The sequence below is a fragment of the Candidatus Amoebophilus asiaticus 5a2 genome (assembly GCF_000020565.1).
Classification (GTDB): Bacteria; Bacteroidota; Bacteroidia; order Cytophagales; family Amoebophilaceae; genus Amoebophilus; species Amoebophilus asiaticus.
The window spans coordinates 372555-389536 of the sequence record NC_010830.1; the positions used below are offsets into that span (position 1 = coordinate 372555).

Annotated in this window: 12 protein-coding genes and 1 pseudogene; 8 read left to right on the forward strand and 5 right to left on the reverse strand. The window is 35.6% G+C overall.

The genetic code is table 11. The features are described from left to right. Nucleotides 1-2 precede the first annotated feature (2 nt). Nucleotides 3-2813 (forward strand): DNA polymerase I, encoded by a 2811-nt coding sequence (polA, locus tag AASI_RS01630; protein ID WP_012472521.1) that lies wholly within the window; start codon nucleotides 3-5, stop codon nucleotides 2811-2813. A gap of 177 nt (nucleotides 2814-2990) precedes the next feature. On the opposite strand, the gene AASI_RS01635 is transcribed toward polA, so the two are convergent. Next, nucleotides 2991-5369 (reverse strand): alpha-ketoacid dehydrogenase subunit alpha/beta, encoded by a 2379-nt coding sequence (locus AASI_RS01635; RefSeq protein ID WP_012472522.1) that lies wholly within the window; start codon nucleotides 5367-5369, stop codon nucleotides 2991-2993. A 317-nt stretch (nucleotides 5370-5686) separates the two neighbouring features. On the opposite strand from AASI_RS01635, the gene AASI_RS01640 reads away from it, so the two are divergent. Beyond that, on the forward strand, nucleotides 5687-7162 hold the full coding sequence (locus AASI_RS01640; protein ID WP_012472523.1) for a S1C family serine protease: 1476 nt from the start codon (nucleotides 5687-5689) through the stop codon (nucleotides 7160-7162). A 686-nt stretch (nucleotides 7163-7848) separates the two neighbouring features. Beyond that, on the forward strand, nucleotides 7849-8304 hold the full coding sequence (locus tag AASI_RS07880; protein ID WP_262481538.1) for an NUDIX hydrolase: 456 nt from the start codon (nucleotides 7849-7851) through the stop codon (nucleotides 8302-8304). Between the two features lie 115 nt (nucleotides 8305-8419). On the opposite strand, the gene AASI_RS01650 is transcribed toward AASI_RS07880, so the two are convergent. From AASI_RS01650 to AASI_RS01670, 4 genes are all read right to left on the reverse strand, one after another. Further along, nucleotides 8420-9889: a sodium:solute symporter family protein gene (locus AASI_RS01650; RefSeq protein ID WP_012472524.1), complete on the reverse strand. Its 1470-nt coding sequence runs from the start codon at nucleotides 9887-9889 to the stop codon at nucleotides 8420-8422. A gap of 540 nt (nucleotides 9890-10429) precedes the next feature. Beyond that, nucleotides 10430-11215 (reverse strand): enoyl-CoA hydratase/isomerase family protein, encoded by a 786-nt coding sequence (locus tag AASI_RS01655; protein WP_012472525.1) that lies wholly within the window; start codon nucleotides 11213-11215, stop codon nucleotides 10430-10432. 233 nt (nucleotides 11216-11448) lie between these two features. Then, nucleotides 11449-12128 (reverse strand): IS1-like element ISCaa4 family transposase gene (locus AASI_RS07885; RefSeq protein WP_148204900.1). Its coding sequence is split into 2 segments (ribosomal slippage): nucleotides 11449-11810 and nucleotides 11810-12128, totalling 681 coding nucleotides; the frame shifts between segments, so codons are not numbered across the junction. A 129-nt stretch (nucleotides 12129-12257) separates the two neighbouring features. Further along, the gene (locus tag AASI_RS01670; RefSeq protein WP_012472526.1) at nucleotides 12258-13769 is read right to left on the reverse strand and encodes an NADH-quinone oxidoreductase subunit N; all 1512 of its coding nucleotides are present in this window, start codon (nucleotides 13767-13769) and stop codon (nucleotides 12258-12260) included. Between the two features lie 244 nt (nucleotides 13770-14013). Between AASI_RS01670 and AASI_RS01675 the strand changes: the two genes are divergently transcribed. The 5 genes and pseudogenes from AASI_RS01675 to AASI_RS09265 all read left to right on the forward strand — a co-directional run bounded on the left by AASI_RS01675 (nucleotide 14014) and on the right by AASI_RS09265 (nucleotide 16962). Further along, the gene (locus AASI_RS01675) at nucleotides 14014-15903 is read left to right on the forward strand and encodes a DNA polymerase III subunit gamma/tau (protein ID WP_012472527.1); all 1890 of its coding nucleotides are present in this window, start codon (nucleotides 14014-14016) and stop codon (nucleotides 15901-15903) included. Nucleotides 15904-16169: 266 nt separating this feature from the next. Continuing rightward, nucleotides 16170-16294, forward strand: a pseudogene (locus AASI_RS08540) (IS481 family transposase); the annotation flags it as partial. Then, nucleotides 16266-16391 carry a hypothetical protein gene (locus tag AASI_RS09160; RefSeq protein ID WP_262481551.1) on the forward strand — a complete coding sequence of 42 codons (126 nt, stop codon included), beginning with the start codon at nucleotides 16266-16268 and terminating at the stop codon, nucleotides 16389-16391. The pseudogene AASI_RS08540 and the gene AASI_RS09160, both read left to right, overlap by 29 nt. Nucleotides 16392-16640: 249 nt before the next feature. Continuing rightward, nucleotides 16641-16769, forward strand: coding sequence for a DUF1016 N-terminal domain-containing protein (locus AASI_RS09165; protein ID WP_262481531.1), 129 nt, complete (start codon nucleotides 16641-16643; stop codon nucleotides 16767-16769). Beyond that, on the forward strand, nucleotides 16750-16962 hold the full coding sequence (locus tag AASI_RS09265; protein ID WP_083758798.1) for a DUF1016 N-terminal domain-containing protein: 213 nt from the start codon (nucleotides 16750-16752) through the stop codon (nucleotides 16960-16962). The genes AASI_RS09165 and AASI_RS09265 overlap by 20 nt, the downstream gene beginning before the upstream one ends. Nucleotides 16963-16982 lie beyond the last annotated feature (20 nt).

A 16982-nucleotide genomic window follows, 5' to 3' on the forward strand; every position in this document is an offset into this window, starting at 1 on the left:
CTATGGCTACTACTAATAAACCTAAATTATTCCTCTTAGATGCGTTGGCCCTTATTTACCGGGCTCATTTCGCTTTTATTAAGAATCCTAGAATTACTTCAAAAGGCCTTAATACCAGTGCTACTTTGGGTTTTACCAACACTTTAGTAGAGGTCATTACTAAAGAGAAGCCAAGCCACATCATTGTAGCCTTTGATACTGGAGCACCTACGCATAGACATACGGCTTTCCCAGCTTATAAAGAACACAGGCCTTCCCAGCCCGAAGATATTACGGTTGCTATTCCCTATGTAAAAAAAATCTTAAAAGCCTTTCGTATACCTGTACTATTGCTCGAAGGCTATGAGGCGGATGATATTATTGGAACGTTGGCTCGGCAGGCTGCCGTACAAGGGTTCGAAGTGTACATGATGACGCCTGATAAAGATTTTGCACAATTGGTAGATGATCATATTTATATATATAAGCCAGCTTTTATGGGCAATGGCGTAGCCATTCTAGATAGGCAGGCGGTATTAGAAAAATGGGGTATATCGAACGTAGATCAAATAAGGGATCTGCTTGCACTCCAGGGCGATGCTGTGGATAATATTCCGGGTATACCCAGTATTGGAATAAAAACAGCACAGAAACTAATACAGCAGTTTGGGACTTTAGAAAACTTATTAGCCAACGCTGATCAGTTAACTGGGAAGCTGCAAGAGAATGTAGTAAAATATGCACAGCAGGGCATTTTATCTAAAGAATTGGCTACGATACATACAGAAGTGCCTATACAGTTTGATGCTGAAGAGAGTCGGTACCAAGGTCCTGATCCTGTAGCGCTTAAGGAAATTTTTCAAGAGTTAGAATTTAATTCGCTAACAAGACGTTTATTAGGAGAAGACAACTATAACACAAAAAGGACTCCCGGCACTCAAGCCAACTTATTTGATTTCACACCTACTGACCAGCCAACCGCAGAAACGGCTTCTGTATATCTTGATCCTGCTCCATTTCGTAATATTTATACTACAAAGCATCAATATTATCTTATAGATACACCGTCTTTACGGCAAAATTTGATTAATTATCTAAAACTTCAGGATACTTTCTGCTTTGATACAGAAACTACTAGCCTAGATCCCTACCAAGCGCAGCTTGTCGGGATTTCATTTGCTTACTACCCTGGTGAGGCGTACTATGTACCTATTCCAGCAGAAAGGAAGGCTGCGCAAGCAATTATTGAAGAGTTCCGCCCATTACTTGAAAGTACTACCCAGTGTAAAGTAGGCCAGAATTTAAAATACGATAACCTTATTCTACGCACTTATGGCATAGAAGTAGCGCCTCCTATTTTTGATACCATGGTAGCGCATTACCTGGTAGCACCTGATAAACCTCATAACATGAATGCTATTGCCGAAAGCTATCTTAATTATGCACCTATTCCTATAGAGGCTTTAATTGGTTCTAGAAAGTCTACGCAGAAAAGCATGCGGATGGTGGATGTGGAATTGGTTAAAGAGTATGCTTGCGAAGATGCAGATATTACCCTACAGCTTAAAAGGCTTTTAGAACTAAATATTAAACAAGAAAATTTATCAAAGCTATTTTATGAAATAGAAATTCCGTTGGTACAGGTGCTTACTGCCATGGAGTACCAGGGAGTGCAAATAGACACTCAAGTGCTACGGGAAATTTCTGTTACGTTGGGTACAGAGCTTGCAGCTTTAGAAAAAGAGATTCATAGGTTAGCAGGGCATGCGTTTAACATCAGTTCTCCTAAGCAGCTTGGTGAAATATTATTTGATAAGCTGAAAATTGCTGGAAATAATAAAAAGACAAAATCAGGGCAATATGCTACTGGCGAGCTGGTGCTAGCCGATTTAACAAAGGACCATCCCATTGCAGCTAACATATTAGATTACAGGGAACTACAAAAATTAAAATCCACATATGTAGATGCTTTAATTGATCTAATTTCTCCCTTTGATGGGAAAGTGCATACTTCTTATAACCAAACCGTAGTAACCACGGGTCGGCTTAGTTCTACCAACCCGAACTTACAAAATATTCCTATTCGTACAGAAAAGGGTAGGGCTATCCGTAAAGCTTTTGTTCCCAGTAAGCCAGATCATGTGTTGCTTTCTGCTGATTATTCACAAATAGAATTACGTATTATGGCTTCTTTCTCACAAGATGAACATATGATAGAGGCATTTAAAGCAGGAAAGGATATTCATACGGCTACAGCGAGTAAGCTTTTTAAAGTACCGCTTGAACAGGTAGATGAATCCATGAGACGCCAAGCTAAGACAGCCAACTTTGGCATTATATATGGTATTTCTGGTTTTGGACTTGCACAACGGCTTGGTATTTCGCGGTCGGAAGCCATAGCCACCATTCAAGCTTATTTTCAAGAATTTCATGCTATAAAAGCCTATATGGATAGGGTTATTGGCCAAGCTAGAGAGCAAGGCTATGTAACTACCTTAATGGGACGAAAACGATATCTAAGGGATATCAACTCTAGGAATTCAACCTTACGTGGATTTGATGAGCGGAATGCCATCAACACGCCTATACAAGGTACTGCTGCTGAAATGATAAAACTAGCTATGGTACATATTTATGAATGGCTACAAAAAGAAAAACTTCAATCTAAATTAATTTTACAAGTACACGATGAACTTGTATTTGATGTGCCCCAGCATGAGATAGAAATCATGCGAGAGCATGTAGCTTACTTCATGAAAAATTCACTTCCTTTAGCAGGAGTACCTGTAGAGGTACAAATAGGCCTTGGGAAAAATTGGGAAGAAGCACACTAATGCTATTTATAAGCACAGCAAAGTAATTCTCATCTTTTATTAAGGAGTTCCTAAAAATTTAAATGATACAGAGCATACAATGGTTGTTTGTGATTGGAGGGGTATTACTAAGTAATTAGCCGAACTACCATTGTTGACTCCAAGTCACATTAAGTGCCTCCTTATTGAGCTTACTATTTATATCAAAATAGGATATTTTGCCGGTGCACAAGTAGACATCATACTATATATAGTATCAACTACTGTTTCTACATTGGGCTTAGAAAAATAATTACCATCATCGCCATAAGCAGGTCTGTGTTCCTGGCTAGTAATGGTAATAGGTGCCGTGTCTAAATATTTAAAACCTTCTTGTTTTTCTATCACTTGTTGTAGCATATAAGCCGTAGTACCACCAGGTACATCTTCATCAGCAAATACAATACGGTTGGTTTTCTTCAGAGACTCGACAATACTATGTTGGATATCAAAAGGTAGTAGTGTTTGCACATCTATTACCTCACAGTCGATTCCTAGCTTTTCTAGCCTAGCGGCTGCTTCCATGACAATGCGGCACATAGCTCCATAAGTAACTATGGTGACATCTTCGCCTTTTCTAAGTATTTCAGGGATACCTAAAGGGATTGTAAATTCTCTAATATTATTAGGCAGTTGTTCCTTGATACGGTATCCATTTAAGCATTCAATAACCAAAGCAGGATCATCGGCCTGGAGTAAAGTATTGTAAAACCCGGCTGCCTGAGTCATATTTCTAGGTACTAATACATAAATACCCCGTACGTTATGAATAATGCCAGCAATATAAGATCCTGAATGCCAGATTCCTTCTAGCCTGTGCCCACGTGTACGGATAATCAAAGGAGCTTTTTGTCCATTACAAGTTCGGTAGCGTAGGGTAGCTAGGTCGTCGCTCATTGTTTGAAGAGCATATAGCAAGTAATCTAGGTACTGTATTTCTACAATAGGCCTTAAACCGCGCATGGCAGCGCCAATACCTTGTCCTAGAATAGTACACTCTCTAATACCCGTATCAGTTACTCGAATTTCTCCATACTTTTGTTGCATGCCAGCCAGTCCTTGGTTTACATCGCCTATTCGCCCTACATCTTCGCCTATAATAAATAAGCGTGGCTCTCTTGCTAATGCTGCATCAAAGCAAGCCAGCAATACTTCGCGGCCATCCATCCAGGGGCTGTTTGTATCGATATCAGGCTTTACTACATCAATATTTAAAGCTGCATTTAAGGCTGTACTATATAGATGTGAATTAAAGCGCTGTTCATTTCTCTTTTGATTCTCTTGTAACCAGCTAATCAAATGTTTTTTTATGATATAAGGTGTTTGTCTTAAATGGTAAAGTGCTTGTTTTACAGCACGTGTGGCATGTAATCGGGTAGGGTTAATAGCTACATTAAGCTCTTCTACAATCTTTGTGATCTCTTGGCTATCTGAATTTGTTAATGCAAGTTCTTGTAAAAGCTGAATGGCTTCTTGTTGCTCTTTTTGCATGTCTTTTGTAAAAGACTGCCAAGCAGCATCTTTCTGGCTTTTTACTGTTTCTTTGGCTTCTTTTTCTATAGTATCTAGCTGAGAAGCTGTTGCTAAGTTATTAACTAACAACCACTCTCTCATCTTTTTATTACAATCATACTCTGCTTCCCACATTAGCCTTTCTGCTGATTTATAACGCTCATGTGACCCTGACGTAGAGTGGCCTTGTGGCTGTGTCATCTCTTGAACATGAATTATTACAGGTACATGTTGTGTACGGCATAAGTCAGCCGCTCGTTGATAGGTCTCACATACTGCTTGGTAATCCCAACCTTTTACAGTAAAGATTTCTAAACCTGTCTCTTGCTCTGTTCGCTGGAAGCCTGCTAGTGCTTGCGAAATACTATGTTTAGTAGTATGATAATTTTGAGGTACAGATATACCGTAATCGTCATCCCATACAGAAACAAGCATGGGTATCTGCAGAACTCCTGCAGCATTGATTGCCTCAAAAAACATACCTTCCGAAGTAGATGCGTTGCCAATAGTGCCAAAAGCAATCTCATTACCGTTATTCGAGAAATCTGTAAGGTTAGCCAACAAAGGATTATTTCTATATAGTTTGGATGCATACGCTAACCCTACTAAACGGGGCATTTGTGCACCAGTGGGCGATAAATCTCCTGCACTGTTTTTTAATGAGACTAGCTTTTTCCAGTTCCCGTTTTCATCGAGCATACGATTACCAAAGTGGCTATTCATCATTCTGCCGCCAGAAGCAGGGTCAGCTGTTATAGAAGCATGTGCATAGAGCTGTGCAAAATACTGTTGGATGGTGAGCTCTCCTATAGCCAACATAAAAGTTTGATCTCTATAGTAGCCAGAACGAATATCGCCTGCTTGAAATACTTTGGCCATGGCTAATTGTGCTACTTCTTTACCATCACCAAAGATGCCAAACTTAGCTTTACCCATAAAAACTTCTTTACGTGCTAGTATGCTGGCTTCTCTACTTTGGCATGCAATTCTATAATCATTTAATATTTCTTGTTGGCTAATTTTCATGTGTGAAATATGAGCGTTTGGTTGGTTACTAAAGTCTTGAAGATAATATGGTAAATACGAATTGGCCAATCTATATTTCTAATTTTTTACGACAAAGCTACATTAAACAAAACAACTTACTTTTTTATAACTTACCTATGCCCTTTGTGCGGTCGTGTATTCTTAATAAAAACATCCGTTCTATTGAAATATATTTAAAAATTGCGTACATCTGTTGATACAAGCACTTGCTTTGAAGACGGGTATTTCTATATTTGTTGCGTAATATCATATAAATTTTAGTTTAAGAAGTTTCGCTTTTTTATAAATAATAAACTATGAAAACAAGTATAAAAATGATCCTATTAAACACATTGTTGCTAATAGGGATAAACAGCCCAGTTGTGCTTGCTAAAGAACAATTTGATACAAAGATTATTGAAAAAGCAAAAAAATCTGTTGTAACTATTCATGGGCAAGCTTCTTTAAAAGCTTACGAGGCTTTTTCTAATTCTTGGAGTGGGACTGGCTTTATTATTAACAAGGCTAAGGGGTATATACTTACTAATGCACATATTGCAGGTGGTGCAATAATAGGTACCTATCACTTGTTTTTTCATAATGGTAGCCGTGCTGATGCCAAACTTCTGTACTATGATCCTTGGCTAGATTATGCATTCATGCAAATAGACCCTACATTGATACCGGCTGATGTTACAGAAATTAAGATTACTGCAAAGAACCCGGTGATGGATCAGCCAGTTTTTATAATAGGTAATAATGAAGGGAAAAGCTTTTCTATCCATACAGGTACAATAACAGGACTATATGAAATACAGGGTGCTATGCCACAACATTCTATCCGGCTTAGCTTAAATACAAAAGGGGGGTCTAGCGGCTCACCTGTTATCAACCAACAAGGTGAAGCTATAGCACTTAACTATGGTGGTAGCGATACTTTTGGTATTGGATTACATCCTGCTTATATAAGATATGCTATCGATTTTATAGAAAAAGGCAAAATCCCTACTAGGAAACATATGGGCGTATTTACGGAAACCTATTCTTTGAATGAAGCAGTAAAGTATAGAAAGTTTCCTGCCAATGAGCTACAAGCTTATAATAAGAAATTTCCTGAAGCTCTAGGAAATGCTATACAGGTTAGTAGGACATTAGTTGGCTCTCCGGCTGATGGTAAGTTGATGTCAGGGGATGTTATCTGGACTGTGAATAAACAGTTAATAGGCCCTAGATTATCTGAATTAGATCTCATCATGAATAACTCTAATTCAGATACGGTTGTCTTAGGAATTTACAGAAGCGGTGAATTTCAAGAAATAACCTTGTCTCTTTATAATTTAGAAGATCATAAGGTGAAACAGATGGTTAGCTTCGGTGGAACACTCTTTTTTAAGGTAGACGACCCTTTTAGTGAGAAAACGGGCATACCAGCTAATACATTAACTTTTTCGCTTATACAAGGTAGTAATACGTTTGATAATGTATTCCCTTATATTTTGACTGACTATGGGAAACAGGTTATACTAAAACTCCTAGCATTTGACAAGACCCCTATTGTAAGCTTTGAACAACTGATAGAGGCAATACCTACATTTATTCAACAAAAGTATTTTACAATTAGTTATATCAACTATTTACCTTATAGACCTCGTTTTGGAAGCTGGTGGTATAACATAGGTGCCAATTATTACATGGTCGATGCGAACTACGATATAAATACGCCTGAACCTAAAATATTTACTTTTGACGAAAAGGAAATGGAGTGGAAAAGTAGTCCTGTTTTAACAAACTAAGGCTGCTTATATGATCATATATGCTGCTAGGTTGCCTTTTATAAATAAGCAACGGTAACTATAATACAGGGCGTTAATATAAGGGAACCCAGCGGCTATTTTAAAAAAATTATTAGATATTCTGCGAAACGACAACTGGCAAAAAATGGAGACACATTTTATACAATTGAGAAAGACTTAAGAAGTAAAATATGTATTTAAAGCATAAAAAAGGCAGATTAGCTTTTGTAGAATAACAGGTTTAAGAATTAAAAGTTTAATCAATCTAATAACTAAATGTTTTGAAGCGATTCTATTCAGCTATTAGAAAGGATAGGAACAAGCTGCAAGGATTCTATTAAAGTATAAAGCAGATATTAATGAGGCACATCTAGGGTGTATCCCCGCTACATTAGACTACTTTTAGCGAAAATTTTGTTAACTTTTAAAATCCTTCTTGAGATAAAGTTTGTTCCTTAAACGCTATTTTTTTTCTAAAAATTTAAAAGACAATACAAAATATCTTCTTGAATAAAAAAGCAACAACATTAGACCTGCTGCGAAACAACTGTTATAAAAAAACAGAGGAGTATTTTTCACAATTTAGAGAACACAAAAAATAAAAATAGGCATTTAAAGTATAAAAAAGGCAGGTTGATTTTTTGTAGATAGTAAATTTATCTCTCAAAAATCCAATAGTTTTATCAATTTTCTGTTTCGCAGCGGCTCTATTAAATCAAGCAACTGGCGATTACCTTCATGGTAATGCAGGTTGTATTGTAAAAAATAGAAACCATATTTTAGTAGTTAAACTGCGAGAAATAGGGAAATGGGATATTCCTGCAGGTAAGCCTTTGCCCGGGGAAAGTGCGTCAGACACAGCTAAACGTGAAACGTGGGAAGAAGCAGGTGTAAAAGTACAAATAGTACGCCTTTTATATTTTATAGAAGATCCTGAGGAGGGGAATTTATATATATATGAAGCCGTTCCTTTTAATAAGACACTACCTTTAAATACACCTTTGAGAAAAATAAACGATCATCAAGAACAAGAAATCTTGGAGGCTAGATTTTTACCTCTCAATGAGTTGAACCAAGATAACTTTCGTTACCCAGCCATACTACCTAAATTAATAGATTTGTTCCACGGCATTAACTTCTAAATGTATATTGATCAGTTCCTAGTGTAATATTTGTAAAAATAAAAATAAAAATAAAAAAAAGCTAGGTTAAGCCAGGTATAGCGTATTTTATGTATGGAGAATATCTAAAATTGTTTTAAGCTAAAGTAATAGTGTCTCGCTTTACAGTTACAAATCTTTTATTCTGAATATAATGAGCCCCAAAGAATGTGGCTGCATTGACTCCGATAACCACAGGCATAAACCACAAGTCAGGCAAAAACAACTTACCTATAAGAAAAGTAACAAATGTAGCAAGCATAGAGATAAAAAAAGAATTAGAGTCTGTTTTAAGGCCCATAATTCCAGCTATAAGTGGAATAGTAAAGACAACTCCAACAAAATCTCTTACTATATTTATTCCTTTACCCCAATGTATATTGCCATATTGTACACGCGGTAACACTTGTTGGCTTATCGCAATAAATAATGCTACAATGCCAAGAAAGAATGTCGCATACTGGCTTATTTTTAAAATATTGATCTGTTGGTTTTTCTTATACAACAATTGGATAACATCATATCCCATAAGAACTCCCGCGCTTTGCAAGAATGAGTCTGCCGTAGACATAACAGCAGCTAGTAAGCCTATAATCACTATACCCTTAAGCCCCACTGGGAAATAGCTTTTGATTAAATATATAAATGCTTTGCTGCTTTGTTGTGCCATATTAGCATCTCCCAGGTTTTTTAAACATATAGCCATTAGTCTAATCCAGGTAAGTAACATATAAAATAATCCTAGATAAAATATACTTAAGTATTGACTGTTTGCTAGCTGACGCTTATTCTTTGCCATAAGCATACGCTGCATAAATGGAAAACTTAAAGGAAAAGCGGGGAAAAGGCCTTGTAAACAAGAAATAAAATAGTCTTTTAAACCTGGATGTTGCCAGAACTTTAAATTGTTTTCTGGAATGTGAAGGAATACCTCACTTATATTTACATTTTTTATATTTAGCTGGTCAATTAAAATATTGATCGTTATAGCTATTATTATACTTATAGCTATAAATTGAATTACATCTGTAATAGCTACAGACCTTATTCCTCCTCTAGCAGAGTAAAGTAACAGAAATGAAGCTCCCGATAAAATACTTAGTTGCTTGGGTATATTGATAAGCTCTCCAATATAACTCATCCAAATGATTTGTAAAGTAACCATAATCAAACAATAACAAACCCCCAATATCCCAACCCATACACGTACCTTGTTACCATATAGCTTTCCCATTACTTCAGCTAGTGTTAAACACCCTTCAAAATAACGTATACGAGGCGTTATATAACGGGCAATAAATAAAAAACATACAACAACACCACAGAAAAATGTTGCAATAAATGGTAATATACTACGTTCAAAAACGTATCCTACATAGCCTATAACTTGGGATCCTGTGATATAGGTAGCTAACATAGTAATCGTTAATATGCCAGTCCCATAGCTCCTATTTGCAAGTGTATAATCTTTGATGTCCTTAATATTCCTACCTGCAAAACACCCTATCAGTAGTGTTGCTACTAAAAAAGTATATACGATAAAAGCGTCTGTATTAAAATAATTCATAGCTACAAGGCTACAATTTATTAAGTAGTATTATTTACAAAAAGTATCTGTTAAAAAATATCAGATGTACTATAACATATTGCTAACTAACGATTAGAATTGAAATATACAACATTAAGTAGAATGAAATGATAGCATAGTTTATTGAATGTAAATTCAACTATTAATATTTGCTATGCCTTCTATAAGAAAATAATTTCTTCTTAGCAACCAAGCATGCTGCCAAGTGTATATTATATATGTAATGTAAGAAAAAGAAAGATGGTTGTTAACCAGGCCATAAATCAATTAGTAAAGTAAAGTTTAAACCATTACCAATAATTTTGAATTCTTAAGCCTATTTTATATTCTAAGTTATGTTATAAATGCAGATTACTAGAAAATAGCTTGAAAGACCGGTTTAAATAACTAAATTTTCTACATAACAGATTTTATTTCTTAGCGTACACTTTCGTTGCTATACACTTCATGCCCCTTAGCTGCCATACAAGCAAACGCAACATGCATATTAAGATAGTAATAAATGGTTGTACAATAATTCTATTCGCCTTTGAAATTAGGTGTTCTTTTTTGTAAGAAAGCACTAATGCCTTCTGTAAGATCCTCTGACTTACAACAGTTTGCAAATGCGTTGGCTTCAGTTTGATAACCATCTTCTTCAGGATGGTAAGCAGCATTAATACAATTGATCAAAGCACCTATTGCTAATGGTGCGTTAGCCATGACTTTATGTAATATTTCTCTACTCTTCTTGATAACTGCTTCTTTATAACTCACGACATGATTGACCAATCCCATTTCTTTGGCTTCTGATGCAGAAAAAGTGTCTCCTGTTATCAATAGCTCTAATGCTGTTGTTTTGCCAAGTAGATAAGTAAGCCGTTGAGTGCCTCCAAACCCTGGAATGATACCTCTAGTTACTTCTGGAAAACCAAATTCAGCTTCTTCAGAAGCTATTCTTAGGTGACAAGCTAATGCTAATTCAAGTCCACTACCTAATGCATGGCCATTGATGGCTGCTAGTATAGGTTTGTGGCAATTTTCAATTAATGCAAATGTTTCTTGGCCATTTTCAGCAAACTTTCTACCATTTAGTTCGCTTAATTCTTGGAGCTCATTTAAATCTTCACCTATACTAAAGGCCTCTTCTCCTGCTCCGGTTATGATAACACTTCTAATGGTATTATCATCATATACTTTCTGGATAACCGACCGCAGATCATGAATGGTTTGCGTGGTTAATACATTCGATTTTTCTGGTTTATTAAGGGTAATGGTCAAAATGTCTTCTTCTAAGTCAGTATATAATGTCTTGAATTTTTCCATAATTATGTGCCTAGCGGCCTTGCCTAAAGATGCAAATTATTTCACATAACTTAATTTTCAAAGCTTAAAGGTAGTTTAAGTCAAATAATTTATTTAAATAGTTATATCTTAAATATAATATGAATGATATAATAGCACTGTAAAGCATGTCCAAGAATCTATACTAAGTTCTGTACAACATAGCTATATAGCCGACTAGAACTCACTAGTATTACATTAAAAATACGGTATTGTTAAATTAAGATAGGCAGCTGATTATTTAGCTTGGCCATTAGCAGGTTGAGCGATTTTTCTATCATGTGCACCTGTTTGCTATAGCATTTTCCTTTACGCTTAAATCTTGCTAAATAGTGCCTCATTAAGCTATTATATCCTTCCACTGTATAAGTTTCTGATTTGCTTTGTCGGTGTTTATCTTTTGGAATAAACTGCTGGTAGCTTTTCCAATAATCACTACAATACAGCTTGCCTATATCCTTGACGCGCTCCCATAACTTCAATCCGGTTTGTGTCGAGCGATCTCCACACACATATGATATAAAACGCTTGCTCAATCTATCAACAGCTATCCATATCCAGCAGTAGACTTTTTTGAACCCACATATGTGTGTATTTCATCCATCTCGACTATATCTACTTGATCTTGTCTTTCTGGTAAACTTACTTGATCTCCACATGCTTTTACCCATTGATAGACTGTTCCATAGCTTATGTTGAGTATACGGCCTATAGCTCGAAATCCTAATCCTTCTAAGTATAATTGCAACGCTTTTCGCTTAGTAGATACAGGTTTAACATCTGATTTGTGACTAACTGTGTAAGGGAAACGGCAACTTTTACACTGGTAGCGCTGTCTACCTCTAACAATTCCATCTTTACAGCTTTGAGTATTATTACATCGAGGACAATTCATACTTTTTCCTCTAACTTACTAATCCTATCCCAATTTAACAATACCAAAAATACTAATAGGAAGGTTGTTAAATAGGTTGCTCAAAAGAAACTGCCTATACTTTTGCCCTTATAAACCAACTCAATTAGTTTAATAGCTTATCACTGCTCTGTTGATAAAGAATAAGACTAATAGTAATATAGTTAGCAATATTACTACTAATAACATAGAAGGATGGATGGTAGATGTTATTTTTAATTGAGGAGCTTTTTTAAAAAATAATATATAAGGAAGTCTTAAGTAATAATATAAAGCAAGTACAGTTCCTATTATACTTGTTATGAATAGGCTGGTGAGCAAGGTGCTCCTAGATAATTGTGCAATTTCCCATAAGTGACTAAATATAATTAGCTTCGCCGAGAACCCAGCAGTAGGAGGAATGCCTATCAGTGCAAGCATAATTATTAAGAAACACATGCTGCCTATAGTCAATTGGCGACCTAATCCTGCGTAAGCCTCAATAGATGAGTTCTTGTTAATATTATGATAGCTAAGCATCTGTAGTCCAAACCAAGAAGCTAAATTCATGATAGTATACACGATAATATAATAAGTTATATGTGTATAGACACTCATATCAGTTACCATAATAGCTAATAGAAATCCTGTTTGTGCTATAGACCCGTATGCTAATAATTTTTTAGCATCTTTTGTAGTAAGTGCACCTAAATGGCCTACTACCATTGTTGCCATAGCTATGCACGCCCACAAACTTTTTAGGGGGAGCTCTATAAAAGGTGATGCTTGTGTAGCTATTCTATGTAACCTTACTAGAAATGCTATGCCTGCTAGTTTAGGTACTGTAGATAGATAGGCTACTGTGCTAAAAGAAGTATGCTGATATACGCTCCCTACCCAAAATTGAAAGGGAAAGCTTCCTATACTCATTAGCAAACCACTTAGTGCTAAAAAGAAGCCTATTGGCCAAATGAATTGCAAAATAGAATAGACTGCTTCATTGTAACTAGTAAATTTGTAAAGTTCTAATGTTCCCATGCTACCATATAAATAAGATAAACCAACTAACATAATTGCACTTGCTACAACGCTGTATATGAGGTAGCGTGTACTAGCTAATATATAAGTTGGTCGATTTCCATTCTCATAAATAAGTACGGTAGAGCCTACTGTCATACAGCCTATACTTAAGTACACTAATAGCCAGTGGTAGGATATAACAAGCAAATAAGCCCCTAAAAGTGTGGCAAGTATCATTAATAAATAGGTTCCTAGATAGTCAGTAGATTTATAAGGTCGGTTGGTAAAGCAAAGAATCAATATTATAAATAAAGTAATACTTATTAGAAGTATATGCATATGTGTACTCCAAGAGTCAACTTGCAGTAGGTTGTTAAATAGTATGATTTCTTTTTGGATAAGTATTTGTTGCTTAATTTTTATACTAGCGTATAAAGTACCAAGCAAGCCCAATATGGTAAATAGGTATTGATAAACAGATTGTTGATGGTTTCTTGGTATAAGTTGTATGATTATATTAGCTATAAATGTCCCTACTATCCATAATGCAGGTAATATCCATGATAAGCTTTTATAGTTATTGACTATACTATCTGCAATAGAAATATTGATCAGGTTTATCATTTTAAAAAAATAAGGAATTAGCTAGGCAGCCGAATATACAAATTTTATATAGCACCTTTTTTGTGTATGTTGCTAAATATAGTTTATGCTAGCTAACAACCAAATTAAGATATAGTGAGTTGTAGGCAGTACTTGGGTGCAAAATAACATCTTTAAAAGAGTTATTAGCCTGTTAAGGTAATGTATACATGTTTTTTATGAGTTAGGTATCTGAACCCATCAAAAGTATTATTAGTTTTGAAGTATGGAAAAATTTGTTGTTTCAGCTAGAAAATATAGACCTAGTGTTTTTAGCCATGTATTAGGCCAAGCGCATATTACTACAACTCTTAAAAATGCTATACGTACTAATCATTTAGCACATGCATTTTTATTTTGTGGCCCTAGAGGAGTTGGAAAAACGACTTGTGCTAGGATTCTTGCGAAAGCCATCAACTGTCAACAGCTTACAGCAGATATAGAGCCTTGTAATGCTTGTGATTCTTGCAAAAGCTTTAATCAGCGTACTTCATTTAATATTTATGAGTTAGATGCAGCTTCTAATAATTCTGTAGAAGATGTAAGAAGCTTGGTAGACCAAGTACGCTACCCACCACAAAATGGTGCATACAAGATTTATATTATTGATGAGGTACATATGTTATCGCAGGCAGCTTTCAATGCTTTTTTAAAGACATTAGAAGAGCCCCCTAGCTATGCTATTTTTATTTTAGCGACTACAGAAAAGCATAAAGTACTTCCAACGATCCTTTCTAGATGTCAAATCTTTGACTTTCAGAGAATTAAGCCAGAAGATATTGTACAGCAGCTAAAAAATGTATCCGAGCAAGAGCATATCCCTTATGATGAAGAGGCTTTACACCTGATTAGTTTAAAGGCAGATGGAGCCTTGAGGGATGCACTGTCTATGTTTGATGTTATTGTAAGTTTTGGAGCAGGTAAGCTAACCTATGAGGCTACACTTGAGAACCTACATATCCTTGATTACAGTTGCTATTTTAAGCTTACTGAAGCGATTTTACAAAATGATATCAAAGCATGTTTACTCATATACGATGAAATTATTCAATCAGGATTTGATGGATTATACTTCTTAGAAGGCCTCGTAGCTCATTTTCGCAGTTTACTTGTTGCACAAGACCCGCAAACCCTACCTTTGTTAGAAGTAGCTCCAAGCATACAGGAAAGATATGGCATGCAAGCACAACAGGCTTCTCCAGGTTTTTTGTTGGACGCGCTCCAGCTGGCTAATCAATGTGCATTACAATATAAAGAGAGTTTAAACAAACGGTTTCATGTAGAACTTGCTTTAATAGAATTGGCTAGCAAAATGTCTACAGGGCATCCTAAAGATTCTGTTTTGCCTAATCCAGGAGTTACTACAGTTTCAAATAACCCAACCATACCTATAGTGTCAGCCAGCAAGCCTACCAACGCTAGCGACCGCCCATCAGCTGCAGTTAATAAAACTGAGGCTACGGTAGTAAAAGATAATAAGGAAGCAGACAAAGTAATAGAACAAGTTCAGGAAGAATTACCTAAGACTGCTGTTAGTGTAGCTTCAAAGTATGATAGGAAAGAGGAAGAAATAACGCAACAAATTAAAGAGGAACGGCCTAACCCTGCTGCTGGTTTAGCTCCAAATATTGTAAAAAAGGGAGTATTACAAAGTACCATTAAAATTCCTCAGTTATCTCATATTAAGGCCAATATTGATCAGCCTAAAGTAGTAGAAACCGTAAATACTACTACAGTAATGGAGGCAAGTGTTGAGTTTACAAAAGAAATAGTATTAGTACATTGGCAAGCTTATACGCAACAATTAAAGTTAGCCGAGAGGATGCCTGCTTATAATTTGCTTAACCAACCTATCGAGCTAGAAAATAATACTATTACAATTAAGTTTACAAATACTGTAGAAGAACGTATTCTAGCTGATATCAAAGAAGAGTTGGTCAATTATTTACGTAATAATCTAAAGCACCCGGCTATTGATGTTAAGGCGGTATTTACGCCAACCCAATCAGGTCCACAAAGACCGTATACGGCACAAGAAAGATTCCGTTATTTAGCTAACAAGAATCCACATCTTCAGACATTAAAAGAGCAACTTCAGTTAGAGGTGGTGGATTAGGATATTTTGATCTATGTTATTAAATAAACTTTTATTCTAGTCATCTAAAAATTATTTCGATATAAAGTTTTACAATGTTCCTGCTATTTAGCAAGGAGTTTCGCTAAGCTTATATGTTGCTGCCGAATAGCTATCTGCGCAGGTGCCAAGCCCCCAATGCTTTTAACATTTACATTCGCCCCTTTGTCTAATAGGTGTTTCATCCCTAACAATTATGGTTATATTAGTAAAGATGTTATTAGCGATAAAAACCAAGTAAAAAAATTATGGGACAACTACTACACCAATGCGCCAGACAACACAGAAAACCCACAGAGAAATATAGTTATTAAAACAGAGTATAGCTTCTCTTGCTAGACAATATGGGGTTAATCGTAAAACGATGGCTAAATAGATCTCTTTCTAAACAAAATCTCGAGCATACCTTAGAACAACAGCCAGCCATAGAACAAAACAGGCCTAAAGGTATACGTATGAAATCCCGATGATATATTATAATATTTTATGAGGATAAAAAGGAAATGCTATTAAAAATTTTAGAAGAATATCTTGATAAAAATGCGGTGGAACCACGTCTACAAGCCTTAAAGGAGAATTGCAAGCCTGGGCCAAAAAGAAAGCTTAATAATATATTACAATATATTATTGGTTATAATTTTTAGTTCTTATTCTTAAAAGCCAAGAATGGCAATATATTTAAATTGATTATTTTATATTTTAATATATTTATTTAAATAATGCTTATAAGTGAGTCCATTATAGTTGATATTAAATCCATCATTACCAAATCAAAAGATAATGCTATTCGTGCCGTTGGCCATCAGCGTACTTTGATGTATTGGCATATTGGCAAGCATATTTTTTGAAGAAGAACAAGAAGGAAAAGGTCGGGCAGATTATGGAACTTATCTCATCAAATATCTTTCCAAGCAGCTACAACCTGAATTTGGAAGTGGCTTTTCTTCCCGGCAATTATATCTATACAGGCAATTTTACTTTACATTTCCAATTGTGCGCACAATTGAGTTGAAGTCAATACAGTCTATTATTAAGATTTGACAATCAGGACAAAATAGAGT